At 71.6% G+C, this 23,014-nt stretch carries 18 protein-coding genes; 9 read left to right on the top strand and 9 right to left on the bottom strand.

Annotated features, from left to right (window positions below; genetic code table 11):
- Positions 1-73: 73 nt before the first annotated feature.
- Positions 74-916: a DUF308 domain-containing protein gene (locus J2S44_RS09455; RefSeq protein ID WP_310410798.1), complete on the bottom strand. Its 843-nt coding sequence runs from the start codon at positions 914-916 to the stop codon at positions 74-76.
- A gap of 145 nt (positions 917-1,061) precedes the next feature.
- Between J2S44_RS09455 and J2S44_RS09450 the strand changes: the two genes are divergently transcribed.
- Positions 1,062-1,802 carry a lysophospholipid acyltransferase family protein gene (locus J2S44_RS09450; RefSeq protein WP_310410795.1) on the top strand — a complete coding sequence of 247 codons (741 nt, stop codon included), beginning with the start codon at positions 1,062-1,064 and terminating at the stop codon, positions 1,800-1,802.
- 231 nt (positions 1,803-2,033) lie between these two features.
- Here J2S44_RS09450 and J2S44_RS09445 read toward each other — a convergent pair whose 3' ends face one another.
- Positions 2,034-5,492 carry an AAA family ATPase gene (locus J2S44_RS09445; RefSeq protein ID WP_374727824.1) on the bottom strand — a complete coding sequence of 1,153 codons (3,459 nt, stop codon included), beginning with the start codon at positions 5,490-5,492 and terminating at the stop codon, positions 2,034-2,036.
- A gap of 303 nt (positions 5,493-5,795) precedes the next feature.
- Between J2S44_RS09445 and J2S44_RS09440 the strand changes: the two genes are divergently transcribed.
- On the top strand, positions 5,796-6,080 hold the full coding sequence (locus J2S44_RS09440; protein ID WP_310410791.1) for a hypothetical protein: 285 nt from the start codon (positions 5,796-5,798) through the stop codon (positions 6,078-6,080).
- 63 nt (positions 6,081-6,143) lie between these two features.
- On the opposite strand, the gene J2S44_RS09435 is transcribed toward J2S44_RS09440, so the two are convergent.
- Complete coding sequence (locus J2S44_RS09435) at positions 6,144-6,836, bottom strand: Crp/Fnr family transcriptional regulator (RefSeq protein WP_306826808.1); 693 nt, start codon at positions 6,834-6,836, stop codon at positions 6,144-6,146.
- 378 nt (positions 6,837-7,214) lie between these two features.
- Between J2S44_RS09435 and J2S44_RS09430 the strand changes: the two genes are divergently transcribed.
- The gene (locus J2S44_RS09430) at positions 7,215-7,967 is read left to right on the top strand and encodes a phosphotransferase enzyme family protein (protein WP_310410789.1); all 753 of its coding nucleotides are present in this window, start codon (positions 7,215-7,217) and stop codon (positions 7,965-7,967) included.
- Between the two features lie 6 nt (positions 7,968-7,973).
- Here the strand turns inward: J2S44_RS09430 and J2S44_RS09425 are convergent, their stop codons facing one another.
- From J2S44_RS09425 to J2S44_RS09415, 3 genes are all read right to left on the bottom strand, one after another.
- On the bottom strand, positions 7,974-9,848 hold the full coding sequence (locus J2S44_RS09425; RefSeq protein WP_310410787.1) for a S9 family peptidase: 1,875 nt from the start codon (positions 9,846-9,848) through the stop codon (positions 7,974-7,976).
- Positions 9,849-11,621, bottom strand: coding sequence for an N-acetylglutaminylglutamine amidotransferase (locus tag J2S44_RS09420; RefSeq protein WP_310410785.1), 1,773 nt, complete (start codon positions 11,619-11,621; stop codon positions 9,849-9,851).
- A 202-nt stretch (positions 11,622-11,823) separates the two neighbouring features.
- Positions 11,824-14,409 (bottom strand): glutamate--cysteine ligase, encoded by a 2,586-nt coding sequence (locus J2S44_RS09415; protein ID WP_310410783.1) that lies wholly within the window; start codon positions 14,407-14,409, stop codon positions 11,824-11,826.
- A 174-nt stretch (positions 14,410-14,583) separates the two neighbouring features.
- Between J2S44_RS09415 and J2S44_RS09410 the strand changes: the two genes are divergently transcribed.
- The 4 genes from J2S44_RS09410 to J2S44_RS09395 all read left to right on the top strand — a co-directional run bounded on the left by J2S44_RS09410 (position 14,584) and on the right by J2S44_RS09395 (position 17,682).
- Positions 14,584-15,087 (top strand): polyadenylate-specific 3'-exoribonuclease AS, encoded by a 504-nt coding sequence (locus J2S44_RS09410; protein ID WP_310410781.1) that lies wholly within the window; start codon positions 14,584-14,586, stop codon positions 15,085-15,087.
- Positions 15,088-15,232: 145 nt separating this feature from the next.
- Positions 15,233-16,261, top strand: coding sequence for a 6-phosphofructokinase (locus J2S44_RS09405; RefSeq protein ID WP_310410779.1), 1,029 nt, complete (start codon positions 15,233-15,235; stop codon positions 16,259-16,261).
- A 63-nt stretch (positions 16,262-16,324) separates the two neighbouring features.
- The gene (gene proC / locus J2S44_RS09400) at positions 16,325-17,137 is read left to right on the top strand and encodes a pyrroline-5-carboxylate reductase (RefSeq protein WP_310410777.1); all 813 of its coding nucleotides are present in this window, start codon (positions 16,325-16,327) and stop codon (positions 17,135-17,137) included.
- Between the two features lie 152 nt (positions 17,138-17,289).
- The gene (locus tag J2S44_RS09395; protein ID WP_310410775.1) at positions 17,290-17,682 is read left to right on the top strand and encodes a hypothetical protein; all 393 of its coding nucleotides are present in this window, start codon (positions 17,290-17,292) and stop codon (positions 17,680-17,682) included.
- Between the two features lie 22 nt (positions 17,683-17,704).
- On the opposite strand, the gene J2S44_RS09390 is transcribed toward J2S44_RS09395, so the two are convergent.
- Complete coding sequence (locus J2S44_RS09390; protein ID WP_310410773.1) at positions 17,705-18,151, bottom strand: hypothetical protein; 447 nt, start codon at positions 18,149-18,151, stop codon at positions 17,705-17,707.
- 75 nt (positions 18,152-18,226) lie between these two features.
- Here J2S44_RS09390 and J2S44_RS09385 point away from each other — a divergent pair, with 75 nt between their 5' ends.
- Positions 18,227-18,583 carry a DUF2203 domain-containing protein gene (locus J2S44_RS09385; RefSeq protein WP_310410771.1) on the top strand — a complete coding sequence of 119 codons (357 nt, stop codon included), beginning with the start codon at positions 18,227-18,229 and terminating at the stop codon, positions 18,581-18,583.
- Between the two features lie 1,281 nt (positions 18,584-19,864).
- On the opposite strand, the gene J2S44_RS09380 is transcribed toward J2S44_RS09385, so the two are convergent.
- Complete coding sequence (locus J2S44_RS09380; protein WP_310410769.1) at positions 19,865-20,074, bottom strand: hypothetical protein; 210 nt, start codon at positions 20,072-20,074, stop codon at positions 19,865-19,867.
- A 372-nt stretch (positions 20,075-20,446) separates the two neighbouring features.
- Positions 20,447-20,935 (bottom strand): glutathione peroxidase, encoded by a 489-nt coding sequence (locus tag J2S44_RS09375; protein WP_310410768.1) that lies wholly within the window; start codon positions 20,933-20,935, stop codon positions 20,447-20,449.
- Between the two features lie 140 nt (positions 20,936-21,075).
- Between J2S44_RS09375 and J2S44_RS09370 the strand changes: the two genes are divergently transcribed.
- Positions 21,076-22,689, top strand: coding sequence for a glycosyl hydrolase family 18 protein (locus J2S44_RS09370; RefSeq protein ID WP_310410766.1), 1,614 nt, complete (start codon positions 21,076-21,078; stop codon positions 22,687-22,689).
- The last annotated feature ends 325 nt before the right edge of the window (positions 22,690-23,014 follow it).

Here is a 23,014-nt window from a genome sequence, read left to right as displayed (position 1 = left end):
CATCAATGGGTCATCCGCCGATTACCGGGCAAAAAGCCCGACTGGGGCCCGTGAGCTCGGTCACGTGATCGCGTCAGACGACGGCGCCGTCGCCCGGGGTGTCGTCGTCGTCGCCGGTCCGCAGCCGCCAGACCAGCGTCACGAATCCCGCGATGATCCCGCCGAAGCCGATCAGCATCGCGTAGTTCCGCTGGATCGGCAGCACGCTCGGGAACACGAACAGCATGAAGCCGGCGAAGATCCCCAGTATGCCGAGCAGCGCCGGCGTCGAGATCCGCGGCATCGGCGGCGGTGGCGGCGGCACGTACCGCTCGTCGTCGCCCGGCAGACCGGCGCCGAACGTGTCCAGGCCGTCCAGCAGCGACGGTTCCTCCCGCGGCACCGTCACCCCGCTGAACTCGGTCGCCGAGGTCAGCCCGCGCCGCTTCTCCGGCGGCGGCGCCATCGGATCGTGGCCGTTCACCTTGTCGGTCTTGCGGCGGTTGCGCTCCTGCGGCTTGTCGGTGACGTTCTCCGACTCCGGCCACGGGGTCGACGCCGGGTCCACGGCCGTGTCGAAACCGGCCACGATCCGCGCCCACTCCGCGTCGACGTCCGGTTCCTTCTTCCCGGCCGGCTCCTCCGGCGTGATCGACTCACCGCCCGCCTCCGCGGACAGCTTCGCCAGGTACTCCCGCGCGAGGTCCAGGTGCGCCCGGTCCACGAACAGCCGGTCCGTCGGCCGGGACGGCAGGTTCGTGGTCCGCGTCACCGGATCAAGATCCGCGGAAGGCTGCAGGTAGGCGGCGATGCCACCGGCGGCGAGTACGTCCAGCAGGTGCTCACCGACCCGAGGGTCGACGTCGCCCGCGACGGCGTACTCCGCCACGTGCAGTCCGTTGTCCCGCCGCCCGCGACGGGCACCACCCGCTGACATTAGACTCACCCCCTGTTCTCACCGTGCTCTGAATGGTGACACGACGCAGGCCGGTTCGGGGAGTGCGTTGTGGCGTGCCGCTCGCGCTTCGTAGGCTCGGCATCGGCACCGACCGTCGGCGCCGGCACCCCTCGGAAGGACCTCGGTGCTCTACTGGCTGCTCAAATGGGTCTTCCTCGGCCCGCTGCTGCGCGTCGTCTTCCGCCCGCGCGTCGAGGGCCTGGCCAACGTGCCCGCCACCGGTCCGGTCATCCTGGCGAGCAATCACCTCTCCTTCTCCGACTCGATCTTCATGCCGTTGATCATGCGTCGGAAGGTGACGTTCGTCGCCAAGGCTGAGTACTTCACCGGCAAGGGCATCAAGGGCTGGTTCATGAAGGCCTTCTTCGCCGGCACCGGCACCATCCCGGTGGACCGCTCCGGTGGCCGCGCCGCCCGCGCCGCGCTCGACACCCAGCTGCGCGTCCTCCGCGCCGGCAACATCGCCGGCATCTACCCCGAGGGCACCCGCTCCCCGGACGGCCGCCTCTACCGCGGCAAGACCGGCGTGGCCCGGCTGGCCCTGGAGAGCGGTGCCCCGGTCGTCCCGATCGCCATGCTGAACACGGACGACATCCAGCCGACCGGCAAACTGATGTGGAAGATCCGCCGCGTCCGGATCAACGTGGGCGAGCCGCTGGAGTTCTCGCGGTACGCCGGGATGGCCGGCGACCGCTACGTCGAGCGGGCCATCACCGATCAGATCATGTACCGGATCATGGAGCTCAGCGGCCGCGAGTACGTCGACGTCTACGCCGCCAAACTGAAGACCGCGCCCACCGCCGCCGCGCCGTCCGAGACACCCGCGGCACCGGCCGCGCCCCCGGCGCCGGAGATCACCGCCTGAACTTCGCTGCCCACGTCCGCCGTGGTCGCCTCCCGGTGCTCCCGCGGGCACCGCTCGGCCGCGGGCGGCCTCCCTGCCGGTCCCGCGGCGGTTCGACCGGTGCGTCCCGGGTCCGGGCCGGCTCGTCGGATGAGCGGGCCGGCTCGGCAGGGGAGCTGGCCGGCTCGTCAGAGGGCCCGGCCAGCTCGTCAGGGGAGCGTTTCAGCGAGGCGGAGGAGGCCGGTCGGCTCGTCAGGGGAGCGGTTCGGCGAGGCGGAGGAGGCCGGGGGCGCTGTTGCGCTCGCTGAACGCGGTCAGCGGGGCGAGCGCCTCGGCCGCACCGGTGGGATCCCCCTCGGCGCGCAGCGTGCGGACCAGGGCCGCGCGGGACAGAGCCTGGTCGCTGACCGCGCCGATGTCGTCGAAGATGGTGAGCGCGGCCCGGTGCGCGGCGGATGTGCCGGTGCAGGTGAGGATGGCGGCGTCGACCCACGGCGTGCGGCGCGGTGAGCGTTCCAGCAGCGTGCGGATCTGGTCGGCGCGGGCCGGCCCGAGCAGCCACGCGGCGTAGGCGGCCGCGAACACCCATTCGGCGAACGCCAGCGTCCGGGAGTCGCCGTAGTCCGCGGCCAGCTCGTCGAGCAGCGCGCCGGCCTCCGCGGAGCGGCCCTGGAGCGCGCGGCAGAGCGCCGCGTGCGCGAGCGTGGACCGCAGCACCTTGTGGAAGCCGGAGCGCCGCGCGGTCCGGACCGCCTCCTCGACCGGGTCCTCGACCGGCGGCGAGTCCTCGCGGAGCACGCCCATCCAGCCGGCCTGCGCGACCCAGTGCAGGTCCCACTCGATCGTCGGCAGCCGCATGTGGTCGTCGGCGGCGCGCAGCATCGCGGCCCAGTCGCCGGCGAAGTACGCGCGGGCCGCACCGTCGACGAAGGCCGTCGCGAGCGTGAGCCCGCTGGCCGACTCGAGCGGTGTGAACTCGTCGATCAGTTTCTGCGAGCCGGTGATGTCACCCTCCTCCTGCATGGCGAAGCCCAGGTTGTGGATCGCCCGCCGGAGGCTGGTCAGCTGCTGTTCGCGGCAGTGCTGGGTGATCTTCTGCAGGCGGCGCAGGCCTTCCTGCTCGCCCTGCAGGTACTGCGCGACCGCCGAGGTGATCAACGCACTGGCCCGGACCTCGGCCAGCCCGAGCCGGTTCGCCGCCTCGGCCGCGGTCTCGGCGGCCGCGATCGCGGTCGCGGTCTCGTAGTCGATCATGTGGACGCGGGCGTACTCGAGCAGCGCGAGCGCGGCCTCCTCGCTCGGCGGCAGCTTCTCGTACAGCGCGATCGCCCGGGCGAGATAGGCCAGGCAGGCGGGCCGGTCGGCGCGGGACAGCGCGGCGCTGCCGAGCAGCGTCCAGGCGCGCCCGGCGCCGTCCAGCCGCCCGGAGTCCTGCAGCGTGTGTGCGAGGGCGGTGAGCCGTTCCTCGCCGCCGCCGTCCAGGAACGCGTCCGCGTCGCGGAAGAACGCCAGCTCGGACGCGAACAGCTCGACGGCCGGGTCGGGCGCGGCCAGCAGCGAGCTCGCGCGCCGGACCAGCTCCTGCGCGGCGTCCAGCGCGTGCAGCGAGTACGCCCGGCGCGCGGCCCGCAGCAGTGCCTCCCGGGCGGGTGCGGCGTACGGCCCCGGGTCGAGCCCGAGCGTGCGGGCGATCTCGTGGGCGGCCCACCGGTGGTTGGCGAGCACCTCGGCCAGGTCGGTCTGCCGGCCGTCCGAGACGCGCTCCAGCCAGTCCGCGGTGCGCTCGTGCCGGGCGACCCGTTCGGCGCGGGGGAGCCGCTGGTAGCAGACGTCGCGGACCAGCACGTGCCGGAACGCGTACTCCAGCTGTCCCGCCATGCTCGAGTTGCCGCGCTCCTCGACCAGGTCGCGCTGTTCGAGCCGGAGCAGCGTGCGCTCGACCTCCTCGACCGGCTGGCCGACCGCGGTGGCGACCGCGCCGGGCCAGAACTGCATGCCGACCACGGCCGCGGCCTGGAGCACGGCCCGGTCCGCGGGGTCGAGCAGGTCGAGGCGGTTCGCGATGACGGCGCGCACGTTGTCCGGCATCGGCGGTGCCTCGTGCGCGTCGAGCCGCCAGCCGGGGCCGCCGGTCGGCCGGAGGCTGCCGTGGTCGACGAGCATCCGCACGTACTCGTGGGCGTAGAGCGGGTTGCCGTCGGCCAGCTCGACCAGCGGCGCGAGCAGGTCGGGGGTGAACGCGGCCTTGCCGAACATCAGCGAGTACATGGTGCTGATGTCGCTCTCCCGCATCGGCGGCAGCGAGATCGACGTGGTGCCGGTCATCGCGCTGGTCCACTGCGGGTACCGCTCGCGCAGCTCGGGGCGGGCGGTGCAGACGATCAGCAGCGGGATGCGCCGGGTGGCCGCGCCGAGCGACTCGATGAACCGCAACATCGGCGCGTCCGCCCAGTGCAGGTCCTCGAAGACCAGCACGGTGGCCTGCCCGGAGCTGAACCGGACGATGAACCGCCGCCACGCGGACTCGGACTCGCCGGGGGTGAGCCGGGCGCCGGGCAGGCCGAGCAACGGGCCGAGCGCGTCGGCGAGCCGCTGCGCGTCCTCCGAGCTGGTCAGGCCGGCCAGCGCGTCGCCGAGCCGCTGCCGGGCGGTCGCCTCGTCGTCGGTGTCCAGGATGCCGGCCTGCGACTTGACGATGTCGGCGAGCGCGGCGTACGTGACGTTCTCACCGAACGGCCGGCACTGGCCGACCCGCCAGCACACCTGCTCGCCGGTGATCCGCCCGGCGTGCCGGGCCAGCTCGCGCAGCAGCCGGGACTTGCCGATGCCGGCCGAGCCGAAGATCGTCACGAGCTGCGGGGTACGGCTGCTCACGGTCCGGCGCAGCGCGTTGACCAGCAGCGCCAGCTCGTGCTCCCGGTCGACCATCGGGGTCTGTTCCCGCTCCGCGCCGGCCGGGCGGGGCGGGCGGGGCGCCACGGCCAGCCACACGTCGCTGGGCCGGGAGCGGCCGCGCAGCGTGGTGGTCGGCTGCGCCACGTACTCGATCTCGTTCTTGGTGGCCTGGTAGGTCTCGTCGTCCGTGAGCACGCCGTCGACCGGCGCGGCGGCCTGCAGCCGGGACGCCGTGTTGACCAGGTCGCCGGCCACGATCGCCTGACCGCCGTCGTGCGCGGCGGTGAGGTTGACCAGCGCCTCGCCGGTGGTGATGCCGACCCGGAAGCGCAGGCCGGCCTGCTGGGCGCGGCCCTGCTTCGGCAGCACCCGCTGCAGCTCCAGCCCGGCGCGCACGCTGCGCAGCGGGTCGGCCTCGGTGGCGACCGGCGCGCCGAACAGCACCATGACCGCGTCACCGATGTACTTCTCCACCACGCCGCCGTACTGCCGGACGATCCGCCGCACGGAGCTGAAGTAGTCGTTCTGCATGATCCGGACCTGCTCCGGGTCGATCCGCTCGGTGTACGGCGTGAACCCGACCAGGTCGATGAAGAGCACGCTGATCCGCCGGCGCTCCTCCTGCACGACCGGCTGCGCGTCGGTCAGCGGCCGCCCGCAGCCGGTGCAGTAGAGCACGCCGGCCTGGTGTGCCCGCCCGCAGTGGACGCAGGAGGTCTGAAGGCTCGCCCCGCAACCGCCACAGAATCGGTCGTCGGGCGCGGCGGCCCGTCCACAGGCGAGGCATACGGGTCCGATGGGGTGCTCCCGACTCATGAATGCTTCCAGCTATCGACGCAACCCATCGTCACGGACGGTCGTCCGGCGGTGCAAGGGCACGGCGGATGCCGTCGCTCACGTGACCCCCGGCCGGCCGTCACGCACCGCTGTCACCAGCGGATTGTCCGACCTGTACAGATGGCGACAACTGTCCTGACAGGACCGGGTGAGCGGTTAGAGTCGGCGCCAGTCAATGAGCCCTCCTCGGCCCGGCCGTTCGCGGTCCGGTCGCTGTTCCGGCGCGAGCATCCGTGGCCGGGCCGAGGATCGCTCTCTCGGACGCGAGTGGGAGGACCGACGGTGGACGTGAAGCTGACGGTCGCGTGGGTCGATCGAGCGGGGGTGCGGCACAGCGCCGGCGATGTCGTCGACGTCGACCCGATCACGCTCGCCGAGCTGGAGGAGCACCAGATGGTGGACCCGGAGCAGACGACGGACGGCAAGGGCGCGACCGCCCAGGACGGCTACATCGGTCCTGGCAAGGTGGAGAAGGCCGAGGACGGCTACATCGGTCCCGGCAAGGTGGACAAGGCGGAGCAGCCCGCGACGCAGGGCGACTACATCGGCCCCGGCAAGGTCGAGTAGCGGCGAACCGATCGCGTGGCCCCCGCACCGATGCCGGTGCGGGGGCCACGATCGTGTGCACCGCTACTTGTCGACCATCCCGGCGCGGCGGCGCAGCGCGGCCACGTCGGTCACCACGATCCGGCGCCCCTCGGTGCGCAGCCACCCCCGGCTGGCGAAGGACCCGATCGCCTGGTTGACGCTCTGCCGCGACCCGCCGGCCATCTCGGCCAGCTGGCTCTGGTTGAGCTCGATCGTGATCATCGGTGCCTGGCTCTCGCCGGCCAGCCGGACCAGCGTCTTCGCCACCCGACCGGGCAGGTCGAGGAAGACGTGATCCGCGTTCTGCTCGGTGAGCCGGCGGATCAGTGCCCCCAACGCCCGCATCACCGCGTCCAGGATTCGTGGATTGGAATGCACCAGCTCCATGAAGGCGGCCCGGGACAGCGCCAGTGCGGTGCAGTCCTCGATCGCCTCCGCGGAGGCGGAACGCCCGGAGCCGTCCAGCAGCGACAGCTCCCCGAGCACGTCGGGCGGCCGCACCACGGTCAGCACGGCCCGCTCGCCGGTCGGTGCGGTCCGGAAGACCGCGACGGCGCCCCGCTTGAGCACTATGAGTGACTCTCCGGGGTCGTTCTCCACGAACAGAATCTGACCTTTACGGTACGTGCGTGGGACCGCCGCGGCGATCACCCGCTGTCGTACCTCCTGCTCCAGGCCGGCGAACATCTCGACGCCCGTGAGCGCATCGCCGGGATCCGGCAGGCGAACCTCCACGGTCCAACCCCTCCCCGGTCGGCACCGGCGTCGCGCCCACCCCGCGCTCGGCCGGACCGACGTGACATAAAACGGTCAACGCTTCCGCTGCGCTGCCACCCAGATCATGGCCTGTGTGTCGCGCTCTGTACACCCCTGTGCCCGTGTTCGTGACTGTGCTGTCACAGTCGACGCCGGATGGTATACGCATTCGCCGTCGCCGTGTGTAACGACCCCTTAGTGGGAACGCCCGGCGATTCAGGCCGAAACCGGGACAGCCGCCGACACAATCGCGCAGTGCCATTCTCCAACCCGCACCGGGACGATCGGCGAGCAATGCCAAAACCGAAAGTCCTTCTCGCGACGGTACGCCGTGCGTGGCACCACCCGGTCGACGACATGCGCGCGATCTGCCGCGGGGTGCACGCGAGCAGCTGGGAGGCGACCGCCGGGGGAGACCGGTTCACGCTCACCCGCGCACCGGCCCGCGCCCGCGCCGCGCTGGAGGCCGGCCTGGGCGCGCTGGAGCGGCTGGCCGAGCGCGGCCTCGGCGCCGGGCCGGCCGAGCGCACCGTGCACGGCGCGCTGACCACCGAGACCGCGATCAGCGTGCTGGCGCTGGTCCGCCGCGCCGAGGGCCGGCCGCTGCACCCGGCCGACCCGGTCGACGCGCGCTGGTGGGGCGACCTGCTCGGCGCCGCGCACCGCGCGCTGGACGGCTTCGACCACCCCGGCCTGCAGCACCACCGTTCCGACTGGCACGGGCTGGACCCGGACGCGCCGCTCCTGCCGCCGGCGACCCGGGACGCGGTGGCCCGCGCGATCGCGGCCGTCACCCGTCTGTGTGTCACCGACCGGCTGACCTACGGCGTGCTGCACCGGGACCCGTCCGCGCCGCTGTTCCTGATCGACCCGGAGACCGGCCGGACCGGCGTGCTCGGCTGGGGCCCGGCCGGCACCGGCCCGCTCGTCTACGACCTGGCCGCCGCGGTCCTCGCCGCGGACGGTCCGGAGGTCGCGGCGGAGCTGGTCGACGCGTACGCGCGGGCCGGCCCGGTGCACCGCGACGAGATCGAGGCCGCGCTGCCGGTGCTGATCGAGCTGCGCCGGGCCGCGCTGGCCGCCCGGCGCCCGGTCATCCGCGCCTCATGACGCGCCTCATGAGAGGTGCGTCGCCAGCCACTGTGCCGTCGCGTCGATCGCGGTCTGCCGGGACGTGCGGGCCAGGAAGTCGTGGCCCTCGCCGGGCAGCAGCAGATAGTCGTGCGGCACGTCGTCGCGCCCGCGCAGCGCCTCCAGCACCTGCTCGGACTCGTACACCGGCACGTTGGTGTCGTTCGCGCCGTGCACCAGCAGCAGCGGCGCGCGCAGCCGGTCCATCCGGTGCAGCGGTGACAGGTCGCGCAGCAGCTCCCGGTCGTGCTCCGGGTGCCCGTACTTGCTGACCGCGGCGGCCGCGATCCACGGCTCGGTGCGCTCGTAGAACGACGCGAAGTCGGACATGCCGCACTCGCTCACCCCGGCCGCGAACAGCTCCGGGAACGTGGTCAGCGCGGTCAGCGTGAGGTACCCGCCGTACGACCGGCCGATGCACCCGATCCGGTCCGGGTCCGCGATCCCGCTGCTCACCAGGTACTCCACGCACGCGGCGACGTCCGCGATCGCGCCGTACCGCCCGGCCCGGTTGTCCGCGTCCACGAAGCTGCGCCCGAACCCGGTCGACCCGCGCACGTTCGGCGCGAACACGGCCAGCCCGCGCGCGAGCAGCGCCTGGAACAGCGGGTTGTGCGCCGGCCGCCACTGCCACTCCGGCCCGCCGTGCAGGCTGATCACGGTCGGCCACGGCCCGTCGTGCTCACCGTCGGGCCGGTAGAGCCACCCGGAGATCGCCAGCCCGTCGCCGGAGCGCAGGTCGCAGAGCTGCGGTGCGATCACCACCGGCCAGCTCGGCTCGCCCGGCACCGGGGTGGCCGGCGCGGTCGGGTCGTCGCCGAGCGCGTGGCCCTCGCCCAGCGCCGGGTCGATCAGCCAGATCGTCCGGGGCTGGATCGCGCTCTGCACCACCAGCGCCAGCAGCCCGCCGTCCCCGGCGAACGCGCAGCCCTCGAAGACGTCCCCGGCCGGCGGCGGCAGCGCCCGCTGCTCGCGCGTGGCCAGGTCCAGCAGCGCCAGCTCGCTCACGCCGCCGTACCGGTTCCAGAGCAGCGCGACCGCGCTCCGGTCCTGGGTGACCGCGAAGTCCTCCAGCTCCGCGTCCGGGCGCCGGGCCAGCTCGACCACCTCGCCGCCGGTCACCGCGACCAGCGTCGCCAGGTCGGAGTGCGCGTCGGTCCGGGCCAGCACGGTCGCCCCGCCGTCCGCGAACCACCCACGGTCGGTGTTGCCGCCGGTCAGCGGCAGCGGCTCGGCCTTGCCGGTCGCGACGTCCAGCACCTCCAGCCAGCGGGCGCTGCGCGGCCCACGGCGCAGCAGCGCCCGGGACTCGTCCGCGGTCACGTCCAGCAGGTAGAGCATCTCGCCGGTGCACAGCTCCCGCCGCGCGCCGGTGGCCACGTCCAGCACCATCGCGCACGCGGTCGCCCCGGTCTCCGTGACGGTCAGCCGCGAGGAGCCGGGGAGCCAGTCGCCGAGCAGCACGGTCGTACCGTCGAAGCCGGCGATCTGCCGGTTCTGCGTGCCGTCCGGGCGGATCGCCCAGGCCTCCGCCCGGGGCGCGCCACCCGGCGTCGACACGTAGACGATCCACTCGCCGTCCGGCGACCAGGTGACGCGCGTGACCGGTTCGTCGCCGGTGGGCAGGAGTATCGGGTCCGCGCCGGTCCGGGTGTCCCGCACCCAGACCCGCGGCGCGCCGCTGAGATCGGAGACGAACACCACCCGGCCGCCGTCCGGCGCCAGGCTCGGTGACCAGCTGTCACAGGTCGTCGGGGACCAGCCGGGTGGCATCGGCGCGGGGCCGCCGGGCGGCGGCACGGCCAGTGCGGGAACGACGGGTCCGGGCAGCGTGGTCGCGCCCCCGAGCTCAGCGGTCATCTACACCCCGATCCGCTGGAGCCAGAGCTCCAGCAATCCCAGTTGCCACAGCGCGTTCGAGCCGAGCGTGGTGCGCGCCTCGTTCGGCGCGTCGAGCAGCTCGGTCACGTACTCCTTGCGGAAGAGTCCCCGCTGGCGGGCGGCCGATGCGGAGAGGGCGTCCCGCACGTCGTCGAGCAGGGGGCCCGAGAGGTGGCGGATCGCCGGCACCGGGAAGTAACCCTTCGGCCGGTCGATCACCTCGTCCGGGACCACGCCCCGGGCGGCGGCCTTCAGGATGCCCTTGCCGCCGTCGGCGAGTTTGAGCTCTCCAGGCATGGCCGCCGCGAGTTCGACCACCTCGTGATCCAGGAAGGGTACGCGGGCCTCCAGCCCCCACGCCATAGTCATGTTGTCCACCCGTTTGACCGGATCGTCCACCAGCATGACCGTGCTGTCCTGGCGCAACGCCGCGTCCAGCGCGGTCTCCGCGCCGGGGCGGGCGAAGTGCGACCGCACGAACTCCAGACTGGCGTCCGTGCCCAACGCCCATTCGGGGGACAGCTGTTCCATCAACTCGGCGTGCCGGCGGTCGAAGAAGACCCGGGCGTACGCCTCGGCGGCCTGCTCCCGGGGTACCCCGGCGAGCGGCGGGTACCAGTCGTAGCCGGCCAGGATCTCGTCCGCGCCCTGCCCGGACTGGACCACCTTGATGTGCTTCGCGACCTCCTGGCTGAGCAGGAAGAACGCGACGCAGTCGTGGCTGACCATCGGCTCGCTCATCGCCGCGATCGTGTCGTGCACCGCGGGCTGGAACCGGTCCGCGCCTATCTTGATCTTGTGGTGCGTGGTGCCGAACCGGCGCGCCATCAGGTCGGAGTAGAAGAACTCGTCGCCGCTCTCGCCGCCGGCCGACTCGAAGCCGATGCTGAACGTGGTCAGCCCGGTCTGGCCCTGCTCGGCCAGCAGCGCCACGATCAGGCTGGAGTCCAGCCCACCGGAGAGCAGCACGCCGACCGGCACGTCCGCGACCATCCGCCGCTCGACCGCGGTGCGCAGCCGCGTCATCAGCGCGTCCTGCCACTCGTCCGGCGTCATGATCGAGGTCCGGGCGTGCACCGGCTCCCAGTAGACCGTGTCCGAGTGCCGGCCGTCCGAGGTGATCACCCGGACCGTGGCCGGCGGCAGCTTCCGGACGCCGCGCAGGATGGTCATCGGCGCCGGCACCACGGAGTGGAACGTCATGTAGTGGTGCAGCGCGACCGGGTCCAGCTCGGTGTTCACGCCGCCGGCCGCGAGCAGCGCCGGCAGCGTGGAGGCGAACCGCAGGCCGCCCGCGGTCTCGGCGTAGTAGAGCGGCTTGATGCCGAGCCGGTCGCGGCCGAGCACCAGCGTGCCGGTCTCCCGCTCGACGATCGCGAACGCGAACATGCCGTAGAAGCGCTCGACGCAGCGCACGCCCCACCGGTGGTACGCCTTCATGATCACCTCGGTGTCCGAGGTGGAGCGGAACGTGTAGCCCGCCTGTTGCAGCTCGGTACGCAGCTGCCGGTAGTTGTAGACACAACCGTTGAAGACCATGGCCAGGCCGAGTTCGTCGTCGACCATCGGCTGCGCGCCCTCGTCGGACAGATCGATGATCGCGAGGCGGCGGTGGCCGAGCGCGGCGGGTCCCTCGGCCCAGAGGCCCTCCCCGTCCGGGCCCCGGGACTCCAGGCACGGCAGCATGCGCCGGACCGCCTCAGGGCCCGGCGCGGTGCCGTCGTATCTGAATTCGCCACCTATTCCGCACATGACAGACCTCCCATACAGGTGATGGGCACCGCCACCGTGCGGCCGACCTGTCTAGATTGCGTAGACCGCATTACCGGAGTGTGACGGCACCGTAAATGGTCGAACACGCAGCGCAGCGTTGCCGCTGTTCAGAACGGTGCGTGTACCCGGGCCCGGACTCCGGCAGTCCGGTCTGTGAGCTGTTCCTCCCGATCCGTGAGCGTCACCCGAGCAGCCAGGTGTCCTTCGCGCCGCCGCCCCGGGACGAGTTGACGATCAGGCTGTCCTCCGGCGCCACCCGGGTCAGCGCGGCCGAGCCCACCTCGGCGCCCTCGCCGAGGAAGACGAACGCGCGCAGGTCCACGTGCCGCGGCGCGAGCCGGTGGCCGTCGAAGACCGGGTGGGTGGAGAGCGAGACCACCTCCTGCGCGATCCACCGGTGCGGCGCGGCCGTGACCTGCCGCCGCAGCGCGGTCAGCTCGCTGTCCGACGCGTAGGGGCCGATCACCACGCGGTCGCCGCCGTACCCGTCGACCGGCTTGACCACCAGCTCGCCGAGCCGGCGCAGGATCTCCTCGCACTGCTCCGGCACGCCGCCCAGATAGGTCGGCACGTCCGCGAGCAGCGGCTTCTCGCTCAGGTAGTACTCGATGAACTTCGGCACGTACGCGTAGATCGCCTTGTCGTCGCCGACGCCGTTGCCCAGCGCGTTCGCGACCGCGACCCGGCCGGTGTGCACCGCGGAGAGGATCGGCCAGCCCAGCGGCATGCCGTCCGCGCCCGGCGCGTGCAGCAGCTCGTCCTCGTCCATCCGCAGGTAGATCACGTCCACCCGCTGCCGCCGCCCCTGCTGGACCAGGATCACCCGGCCGTCCTCCACCTGCAGGTCCGTGCTGACCGCGGCCGGCACGCCCATCTCCAGCGCGAGCAGCCGGTGCTCGAACCACGCCGAGTCCTCCGGGCCCCGGCTCAGCACCACGATCGACGGGTCGTTGCCCGCGGCCGGCGGCGCGGCCGCGACCAGCGCGCGGCGCAGCATGGCCGGCGTGTCGTCCACCGGCAGCAGGTTGTCCGGCAGCGGCAGCTCCGGCAGCACGGAGAGGGTCAGGCGGCGGTTCTGGATCGCGTACCCGATGCCGGACGGCACCCGGAGGTTGTCCTCCAGCACGTGCCAGCCGGTCTGCCGGTCCTTGACCAGGTCCATGCCGGCCACCTGGACGCGGGTGGACTGCCGCCGCATCAGCGCGCCGGTCGGCTTCAGGCCGGGGGAGCCGTCCACCACCCAGGCCGGGATGATGCCGTCCTTGACCGCCCACCGCTCGTCGTAGACGTCGCGCAGGAACGCGTCCAGCGCGCGGGCGCGCTGGGTGAGCCCGGCGCGCAGCGTCGTCCACTCGTCCGCGGCGACCAGCCGCGGTACGAGATCAAAAGGGAACAACCGGGTGCTGGCCTCGCCGGCCACGCTGAACGTCACGCCGCGCGCCCGCTGCTCCTCGTCCCGGAGCTGCTCGCGCTGCCGCAGCTCCTGCGCGCCGAGCCGGTCCAGCGCGCCGACGATCTCGCGGTACGCCGCCGGCGGCCCGGTGTCCGGGAACATCTCGTCGGCCGCGCTCGCGTAGTCGGCCAGCCGCCCGGCCGGGGCGCTGGCCTCGCGCACCTGCTCGCCGCCGCGTGTCTCCGCCAGGATCAGGTCGACCACGTCCGCCAGCCGGCCGCGCCGGGTGAACGCGCGCCGCTGCCGGGCCGCCGCGCTGCTCTGCCGCAGCGCCCGCTCCAGCAGGTCGGTGACCTGGTCCCAGTCGCCGGCCTCCTCCAGGTAGGGCCGCAGGCCGGAGGTGAGCCGGCGCAGCGCCTCGGCCGCGGGCACCGGCTTCGGGCCGCGCGGCAGGTCGATCAGGTCGCCCTCCAGGCCGGAGCGCGCGGCCCGCCAGAGCGCGGCGCGCAGCACCGGCGGCCGGGCCGGCGTGTACGGCGTACCCGCGCGCACCCGGTCGATCTCCTGCCGGACCACGGCCCGGAACAGGCCGGCCAGCAGCACCACGGTCTCCACGTCCGAGCTGGCGTCGGTGATCCGCAGCTCGACCGTGGGCACGTGCGCGGACGGCCGGACGTCGAAGTAGATCATCGCGGGGTCGCTGATCGTCTCCGTCGCGATCAGCTCGCGGACCAGCGCGTCGTGGTCGGCCGCGCTGTTGACCTGCCCGGGGTCGCCGGCCGTGGGCCAGCGCTGCCAGACGAGCGAGCGGACGCTCGCGTACCCGCTGTCCTGCCCCATCCAGTACGGCGAGCTGGCGGAGAGCGCGAGCAGCGACGGCAGCACCGGCTGCACCCGCTGTGCCACGGCCACGGCCAGGTCGCGGTCGTCGATGCCGACGTGCACCTGGGCGCCGCAGATCAGCTGCTCCCGGGCGAGCATCTGGTACTCGTCGAGCATGTGCCGGAAGCGCGCGGTGGGCGTGATCTCCAGGTCGTCGCCGTTGAGCAGCGGCACGGTGCCGGCCGCGGCGATGCCGAGACCGGACGCGTCCGCCACGCCGACCGCGAGCCGGCGCAACCGGACGATCTCCTCCCGGAGGTCGTCGAGCGTGTGGGTGACCGCGGTGTTCGTCTCCACCACCGAGCGTTGCAGCTCGGCGGTGAACGAGTCGGACGGCAGCCGTTCCAGCAGCTCGCCGGCGCGTGGCACCAGCTCCCGGGTGTCCAGGTCGATGACGTGGAACTCCTCCTCGACCCCGAGCGTGAGGGCGTGCGAACCCGGCTTCGGGTCCGGCGGGGCAAGCGTCGTGGCGTCTTGCGGAGTATCGACCATTCTCGTTCCCACCTCGTGGTGCCGACTGTCCGGGAACTGTTCCCAGGGCACATGCCGACTGTGTTTCGGGCCGGTTAAGGTGCGCGACCCACTGGCCCTCTTTACCCGATCATGGGTCACCGCACGCACCCCTGGATGGGGTGCCACCATCAGCATGGGTGAGGATGGTGCGCGATGACATACCGCTACTTCTATGACTGTGAGTTCATCGAGGATGGTCGAACGATCGACCTGGTCTCGATCGGCGTGGTGGACGAGAACGGCCGCGAGTTCTACGCGATCTCCACGGAGTTCGACGGTACGCGGGCCACGCCCTGGGTGCGCCGCAACGTGCTCGACCGCCTCCCCTCCCCGGGTGACCCCGCCTGGAAGTCACGCGAACGGATCCGCGAGGAGCTCTACCAGTTCCTGGTCGAGCCGATCCGCGGCCGCACCGGCGAGCAACTCGACCTGTGGGCCTGGTTCGCCGCGTACGACCACGTGGTCCTGGCCCAGCTGTGGGGTGCGATGCCGGCGCTGCCGCGGGCCATCCCGCGCTTCACCAAGGATCTGCGCCAGCTCTGGGACGACAAGGGCCGTCCGCCCCTGCCCGACGCCGAGGCGGACCGCCACGATGCCCTGGTGGACGCGCGCCACAACCTTGCGCGGTGGAGAGCGATGACCGAACCGAACCTGTAGCGCGGATGACATCCGGGTGTAGCCGGGGTCTGCTTCCGGGCGGTTCAGTGACGCCGACTACAGTCTGCGATGGCGGCCCGCCCGCGCGGCAGCGTTGCCCGAGGCGGCCGAAAAGCTTGCACGTTGTGTGGAGGGACGAGCCAAGATGCGTATCGGTGTGCTCACCGGCGGCGGCGACTGCCCCGGTCTGAACGCGGTCATCCGCGCCGTGGTCCGCAAGGGTGTCACGGCCTACGGCCACGAGTTCGTGGGCTTCCGGGACGGCTGGAAGGGCCCGCTCGAGGGTCTGACCATGCCGCTCGGCATCCAGCAGGTCCGCGGCATCCTGCCGCGCGGCGGCACCATCCTCGGCTCGTCCCGGACCAACCTGTTCAAGATCGAGAACGGTGTCGAGCGGGTCAAGGAGAACCTCGCCGGCCTCGGCGTGGACGCGCTCATCGCGATCGGCGGCGAGGACACGCTGGGCGTCGCGACCAAGCTGTCCGACCTCGGGGTGAACGTCGTCGGTGTCCCGAAGACGATCGACAACGACCTGAACGGCACGGACTACACGTTCGGCTTCGACACCGCGGTCAACATCGCGATGGAGGCCATCGACCGGCTGCACACCACCGCCGAGTCGCACCACCGCACGCTGATCGTCGAGGTCATGGGCCGCCACGCGGGCTGGATCGCGCTGCACGCCGGCCTCGCCGGTGGCGCCAACGTCATCCTGCTGCCGGAGCGCGAGTTCGACGTCGACCAGGTCGCGGCGTACGTGGAGAAGCGCTTCCAGCACGAGTACGCGCCGATCGTGGTCGTCGCCGAGGGCGCGCAGCCGCTGGAGGGCCAGATGGTCCTGCAGAACCAGCAGCTGGACAGCTTCGGCCACGTCCGCCTCGGCGGCATCGGCCAGTGGCTCGCCGAGCAGCTGGAGGCGAAGACCGGCAAGGAGGCCCGCACGGTCGTGCTCGGCCACATCCAGCGTGGTGGCACGCCGACCGCGTTCGACCGGGTGCTCTCCACCCGCTTCGGCCTGCAGGCGATCGACGCGGTGAACGAGGGCGACTTCGGCAAGATGGTCGCGCTCCGCGGCACCGACATCGTGCGCATCCCGCTGATCGAGGGCACCGGCGAGCTCAAGACCGTCCCGCTGGAGCGCTACACCGAGGCCGAGGTCTTCTTCGGCAGCTGATCGACCACGTGGTGCGCGTCCCGGCCGGGACGCGCACCACGACCGTGTTCAGGGAGGTACGGGGTGAGCGAGCGGACCGTCGCGGTGCTGGGCGCCGGGACGATGGGTGAGCTGGTGCTGGCCGGACTGCTGCGCGGCGGTCACCCGGCCGGTCGTGCGCTGGCCACCGCGCGCCGCCCCGAGCGCGCCGAACAGCTGCGCGCCACGCACGGCGTCCGGGTGGTGGGCAACGCCGCCGCCGCGGCCGAGGCCGACGTGCTCGCGATCGGCGTCAAGCCGCAGGACGCCGACGCGCTGCTGACCGAGATCAGGGACAGCGTCCGGCCCGGCACCCTGGTGATCTCGCTCTGCGCGGGCCTGACCACCGCGTTCTTCGCGCGCCGGCTGCCCGAGGGCACGCCCGTGGTGCGCGTCATGACCAACACGCCCGCGCTGGCCGGCGCCGCGATCTCCGCGATCTCGCCGGGCGCGCACGCGACCGACGAGCACGTGGCACTGGCCGAGGAGCTGTTCCGGCCGCTCGGCGCCGTGCTCCGGGTGCCGGAGAAGCAGCAGGACGCGGTCACCGCGGTCTCCGGCTCCGGCCCCGCGTACGTCTACCTGTTCGTCGAGGCGATGATCGAGGCCGGGGTGCTGCTCGGCCTGCCCCGGGCGACCGCGCGCGAGCTGGCGGTGCAGACCGCGCTCGGCTCCGCGACCATGCTGCGCGAGTCCGGCGAACATCCGGTCACGCTGCGCGAGGCGGTCACGTCGCCGGGTGGCACCACCGCGGCCGCGCTGGCCGAACTGGAACGCCACGGACTGCGCGCCGCCGTGCTGGATGCTCTTGGTGCGGCCCGAGATCGCGCGACCTCGCTGGCGCAGCAAAACACCTGATCAGGTGGGTGTGGAACCTGCACGGCGGGAAGATGCACGACCATTCACCGGACCGTTTATTCATTCATCTGTGCGGGGCTATCGCACCCTCACTCCTCCCCGTTACGGTCAAATGACAGCGAGTAATTGACTGCTGACTGGGGAGGTGCACCATGCGAGCAACCGGACGATCCCTGGCCCTCGGTGGCGCGACCGTGGGCGCGACGGCCGCGATGCTCTGGGTGGCGACCCCGGCATCTGCGTTCGCCCACGACAAGGTCGCGAACCCCTACCTCCACACGCTGCTGGACGTGCTGAGCCTGGCCGTCGTGATCTCACCGGTCGTCTCGGCGTACCTCTGGGGCGCCCGGCGCCGGGGCCCGCTGATCGCCCTGGTCGCGCTGGTCCAGATCCCGGTGGCCGTCATCGCGTTCGTGCCGATCGTCCCGCCCGCCGTGCACCTGGTGCTGTTCGGCGTCGCGATCGGCCTCACCATCGGTTCCATCAGGTTCGTGCGCGGATCCGTCCCTTCCCCCGCGGCCGCGACCGAACCGTCCCGTGGGTGAGTGACCGGCTGCCACCGATCACTCACCGGCGAATTCCGGGGTTGAGGGTCCCGGAGTGAACCCCGCTGTCGGCTGCGGAGGCCGGCCAGTCCCTGGGCATCGGCTGGTCAAAAACCTCTGTGGCCGGCGGCGGCACGTCCGGACCGGAACCGCACCGGTCGGCGGCGGGCGAGTCACTGAGGTCCATGGGGAGCACGTGATCCCCGACCGTGAGGGCAGTGACCCGCCCGCCGTCCCGGTGCGCCCGGACCGGCGGGCACCCCGGCGCCGGCTCACCCCACCGGCCACCCGCGTCCCGGAACGCGGTGAAGCGGCAGTGCGCCTCCCCGACGTACCCCCAGGCCATGAAGATCGTCTCGCCCGCGTAGCTGTAGACGCCGACCGACTCGGTCCCGCCCGCCACCGGACGCCGGTGGAACTCGGCGCGCAACCCCGGCACGACCACCCCGTCGAGGTCCGCGTCCGGCACGACACGATGTGGGGAGAAGAGGGATAGATCGGGCAGCCGCATGTGCTGATCAACGAATGCCCCATACTGAGGGTCGTGTTCACACTGGCCGAGGCCCGGCAGCTGATCGCCACCCTGCGTCCCCGCATCGACGAACTGGTCACACTCCGCGCCGACCTGGCGGAGCTGAAGGCCGACCTGGCCGACGGCCTGGAGAGCCCGTTCGGCGGCGTCGCCGAGATCAAGGCACTCGACGCCCGGATCTACGCCACCGTCGAACTGCTCGAACAGCACGGCATCCAGATCAAGAACCTGGCACCCGTGCTCCTGGACTTCCCCGGCGAACTCGACGGCCGCCCGATCCTCTGGTGCTGGCTCGAGGGCGACCGCAGCATCGACTGGTACCACCGGCTCGAATGCGGCTTCGCCGGCCGCCGACCGACCGGAGCTTAAGGGCGGATATGCCCGCTTCCGGCGGGTGAAGTTCCGCATGCTCCCGCGGGCACCGGTCGTCGCTGGCGCTCCTCCCTGCGGGATCCGAGGCCGCACGATCCCGCCTCCACCCGCGTTGGTGGTGGCGTTTTCGAGCTGGGGGTTCGGGCTGCCTCCCGTTGGGTTGGTGGTGGGGTTTCGGGCTGCCTCCGGCGGGTCTCGGGCTCCGGTGCATAGCGGGGCTTGCTGGGTGTCGGGGGTCCGTGGGGCCGGCTGTTTTTTTCGTGGCGGGTGTGGGGGCCCTGCCGAAGATCTGCACCCCAAGGGTGGTCGACGGCAGACGGTGCATCCCGGCGATGCCGGTTCCGTGCTGGCGCACCTGAGCGAAATCGCCGCGACTCGCCGCTCGGTATGGCATCAATTCACCGAGTCGCGTCATCGGAAGTCTATCCGAGTCGTGGTGTGCAAGTAGGTGGAATGTGCGTCGGGTCGGGAGGGCCCCTTATCGCGAATGGCGCAATCCGATGTGGGCCGGCGCCCGCCGATCGGGGTCGGTGGTGATCTCCCTTTCGTGGGAGGCTTTCTCTATGCGTCAGGGGTCATTGTTCATGTCTTCGGAATTGGCCGTGCTGCGGGATCGGACCGCTTCCCGTAATTATTCTCCCGAGCGGGACGAATTTCGTCGTCTGCATCAGGCGCGCCGTTATTGGGGAAAGCGTCGTGGCCATATAGACCGCCTGCGCCGGATCAGGGGCTGCTCCTACGCCGAGGCGGCGGCCATCGTCGACGGCGTGAACCGCGAGGCGCCACCCGACCCCCACCACCCACTGACCCCGCCGCGGCCACCTTCACGCTCCTCACCCGCCCGGCCCTCCGCCACACCGCAGCCACCCTCACGTGACGACACGCCCACTACGCCGTCGACACCTCCACAGAGCGAGACACCTCCCGCACCGCCCATGTGTTCACATGCCGGAACGGTTCCCGCGCCGCCGGTGCTTGCGCGTGTCGGGACGGTTCCTGCGCCGCCGGTGTCTTCACGTGGCGAGGTGGCTTCCGCGCCGCCGGTGCCGCCACGTGAACAGGTGTTTTTCGGGTTCACGGGGCTTTCGTGTGACGGGAGTTCTGTCGTGCCGCAGAAGTCCGTGCGTGACCCGGTGCCGGTCGCGCCGGAGGTATCGCGTGACCGCGCGGCTGCCCTGCCGGAGACGCCTGCACGCGACCGGGCGGCCGCCGAGCCGCGGGTGCCTTCGCTCGTCCACATGCCCGTCACGCGCCGGGTGACCTCGCGAAGCCAGACGCTCATCGCGTTGCGAGTCCGGCCGCGCCGCTCGCGGTGGCCGCGTCGCTGCGGGCCGCGTCGCCCGCGGTGGCCGCACCGCCTTGATCGGCTGCCGGGAAAGGCGGTTCGTCGTGGGTTGTGCCGGGTGCAAGGAGGATGCAGAAACCGGATGCGTTCTGGCTGGGGATAAAGCGGTTGTCGTCACTCGGAATTCGACGTGCGTCGGCCATGTCGCATCAGCGCATGATGGCATCGTGTGACTTGACGTGATATGGCGTCGCCGGAGCCGGATTGTGGTGTGATGGCAAGGCCGCGCTGAACGGGAGCCTACCGGACAGAACCCATTGTGGCAGCTGTGCCGGAGTCGCACCGATGTGTGCCTGTTGGGTAGCTCGCGGCTGACATGCGTCGGTCGGCAGGCGGAGCGGAATTCGGGCGGCTGCGTCGCGTCGCCGTACCAAATGGTTCATTCATTGCTTGCGGGTGGCGCGAGGTCGAAAAGCGAATGTGTTTCGTTGTCGCATGCCGCGTTGTCGCTCGAACCAGCCCGCCTCGGTGTGGGTGGCGGGGAGCGTGGGTGTCGGCTCGGCGGGGTGGTGGGCTCAGTGGGGGAGTGCCTTCTCGATGGCCTCGCGGACCTCGGGGGCGTCCGGCCGGACCGGGGTGCGGAAGCGGGCGGCGACCGTGCCGTCCGGGGTGACGAGGAACTTCTCGAAGTTCCAGCGGACGTCGCCGGCGTCGCCGTCGGGGTCGGGGGTGCCGACCAACTCGGTGAAGAGGGGGTGTCGGTGGGGGCCGTTGACGTCGAGTTTCTCGGTCATCGGGAACGTGACGCCGTAGGTGGTGGCGCAGAACTCGGCGATCTCCTCGGCGGTGCCGGGTTCCTGGCCGCCGAACTGGTTGCACGGGGCGCCGAGGACCACCAGGCCGCGGTCGGCGAACTCCTCGGCGAGGGACTCCAGCGCGCTGTACTGCGGGGTGGAGCCGCACTTGGAGGCGACGTTCACGATGAGCAGGGCTTTTCCGCGGAAGCGGGCGAGGTCGGCGGGCTCGCCGGAGAGCGCGTTGATCTCCACGTCGAAGACGGTCATGGGACTGGACAATACGCCGAGTAGGCGGCCGGAACGTCCGTTGCCCTAAGAAATTGATAAATCCATGTATCCGCATCTTGACGGAAACCCGACACCGGCCTTCACTCTTAGGAAAGTTTCCTAATCGATCTGGAGACGCCATGAGAAGATCCGTCCGCCGCGGGCTGCTGGCGGGTGCGGTCGTCGCGGCCCTGGCCGCCACCGCAGTCCCGGCCGTCAGCGCGATGGCCGCGGGCAGCATCGCCGCCACCTTCACCGCCAGCTCCGACTGGGGGACCGGCCACGAGGTCGCCGTCAAGGTCGTGAACGGCTCCGATGCCGCCGTCGCGAACTGGAGCATCACGTTCACGCTGCCGGCGAGCACCTCCATCAGCAGCTCCTGGGACGCGGACGTGACCCGGAGCGGCAACACCTACACCGCCGTCAAGAAGAGCTGGGCCGGCAGTCTCGCGCCCGGCGCGTCGGTGACCTGGGGCTACGTGGGCACCGGCGCGTTCGCGGCGCCGACCGCCTGCACGATCAACGGCGTGTCCTGCGGCGGTGGCACCACGCCGCCGACCACGGCCCCGCCCACCACCGTGCCGCCGACCACGACGCCGCCGACCACCCCGCCGCCCACGACCCCGCCGCCGAACCCGGGTGGCAAGAAGGTCGTCGGGTACTTCGCGGAGTGGGGCGTGTACGACCGGCAGTACCACGTGAAGAACATCGACACCAGCGGGTCGGCGGCCAAGCTGACCCATATCCTCTACGCGTTCGGCAACACCACCGGTGGTCGTTGCTCGGTCGGCGAGACGTTTCCGGCGTACGAGAAGTCCTACACCGCGGACCAGAGCGTCAACGGGCAGGCGGACACCTGGGACCAGCCGTTGCGGGGGAGCTTCAACCAGCTGCGTCAGCTCAAGGCGAAGTACCCGCACCTCAAGGTGATCTACTCGTTCGGCGGGTGGACCTGGTCCGGCGGCTTCACCCAGGCGGCGCAGAACCCGGCCGCGTTCGCCGAGTCCTGCTACAACGTGGTCGAGGACCCGCGCTGGGCGGACGTGTTCGACGGCATCGACATCGACTGGGAGTACCCGAACGCCTGCGGTCTCACCTGTGACTCCAGCGGGCCCAACGCGTACAAGAACGTGATTGCGGCACTGCGGGCGAAGTTCGGCCCGAGCGCGCTGATCACGTCGGCGATCACGGCGGACGGCAGCAACGGCGGCAAGATCGACGCCACCGACTACGCCGGTGCGATCAACAACCTCAACTGGCTGATGCCGATGACGTACGACTACTTCGGCGCTTTCAACGCGCAGGGCCCGACCGCCCCGCACTCGCCGCTGACCGCGTACAACGGCATCCCGACCGCGGGCTTCAACTCCGACGCCGCGATCCAGAAGCTCAAGGCGAAGGGCATCCCGGCGGACAAGCTGCTGCTCGGCGTCGGCTTCTACGGCCGCGGCTGGACCGGTGTGACCCAGGCCGCACCCGGCGGCTCCGCGACCGGCCCGGCGCCCGGCAAGTACGAGCCCGGCATCGACGACTACAAGGTGCTCAAGAACTCCTGCCCGGCGACGGGCACGGTCGGCGGCACGGCCTACGCGTACTGCGGCGGCAACTGGTGGAGTTACGACACCCCGGCCACGATGACCGGCAAGATGACCTACGCGAAGCAGCAGGGTCTCGGCGGCGCGTTCTTCTGGGAGCTGTCCGGCGACACCACGAACGGCGAGCTCATCACCGCCGTGAAGAACGGTCTCAACTAGGTATTCCCTTCGCAAGGACGCCTGCCCTCACCACCGTCCACCCGGTGGTGAGGGCAGGCCCTTTTTATGGGGTGGCGGGTCGTCATTTCCCGCGCTAATGTCTTGCACATGTTCGGCATGAATGGGCTTGAGGTGCGCACCGGCGGTGGCCGGTCCTGCGCGCTCGCCGCCATGCCTCGACGACTGGATAGCTGACCCTTCTCCCGCTCCAGCAGGACCGGAGGAGAAGGGTGCTCTCGTCGTACCCCGGTGGCTCGTCATGAAGCCGGCATCGTTCGGTGCCGGGGTATCGCGCGGTTCTGGCGCGGAAATCACCATTTCCATT

This window comes from Catenuloplanes niger, from assembly GCF_031458255.1.
Lineage (GTDB): Bacteria > Actinomycetota > Actinomycetes > Mycobacteriales > Micromonosporaceae > Catenuloplanes > Catenuloplanes niger.
Note: the sequence above shows the minus strand (reverse complement) of the source record. Positions and strands in the feature narration are given on the sequence as shown.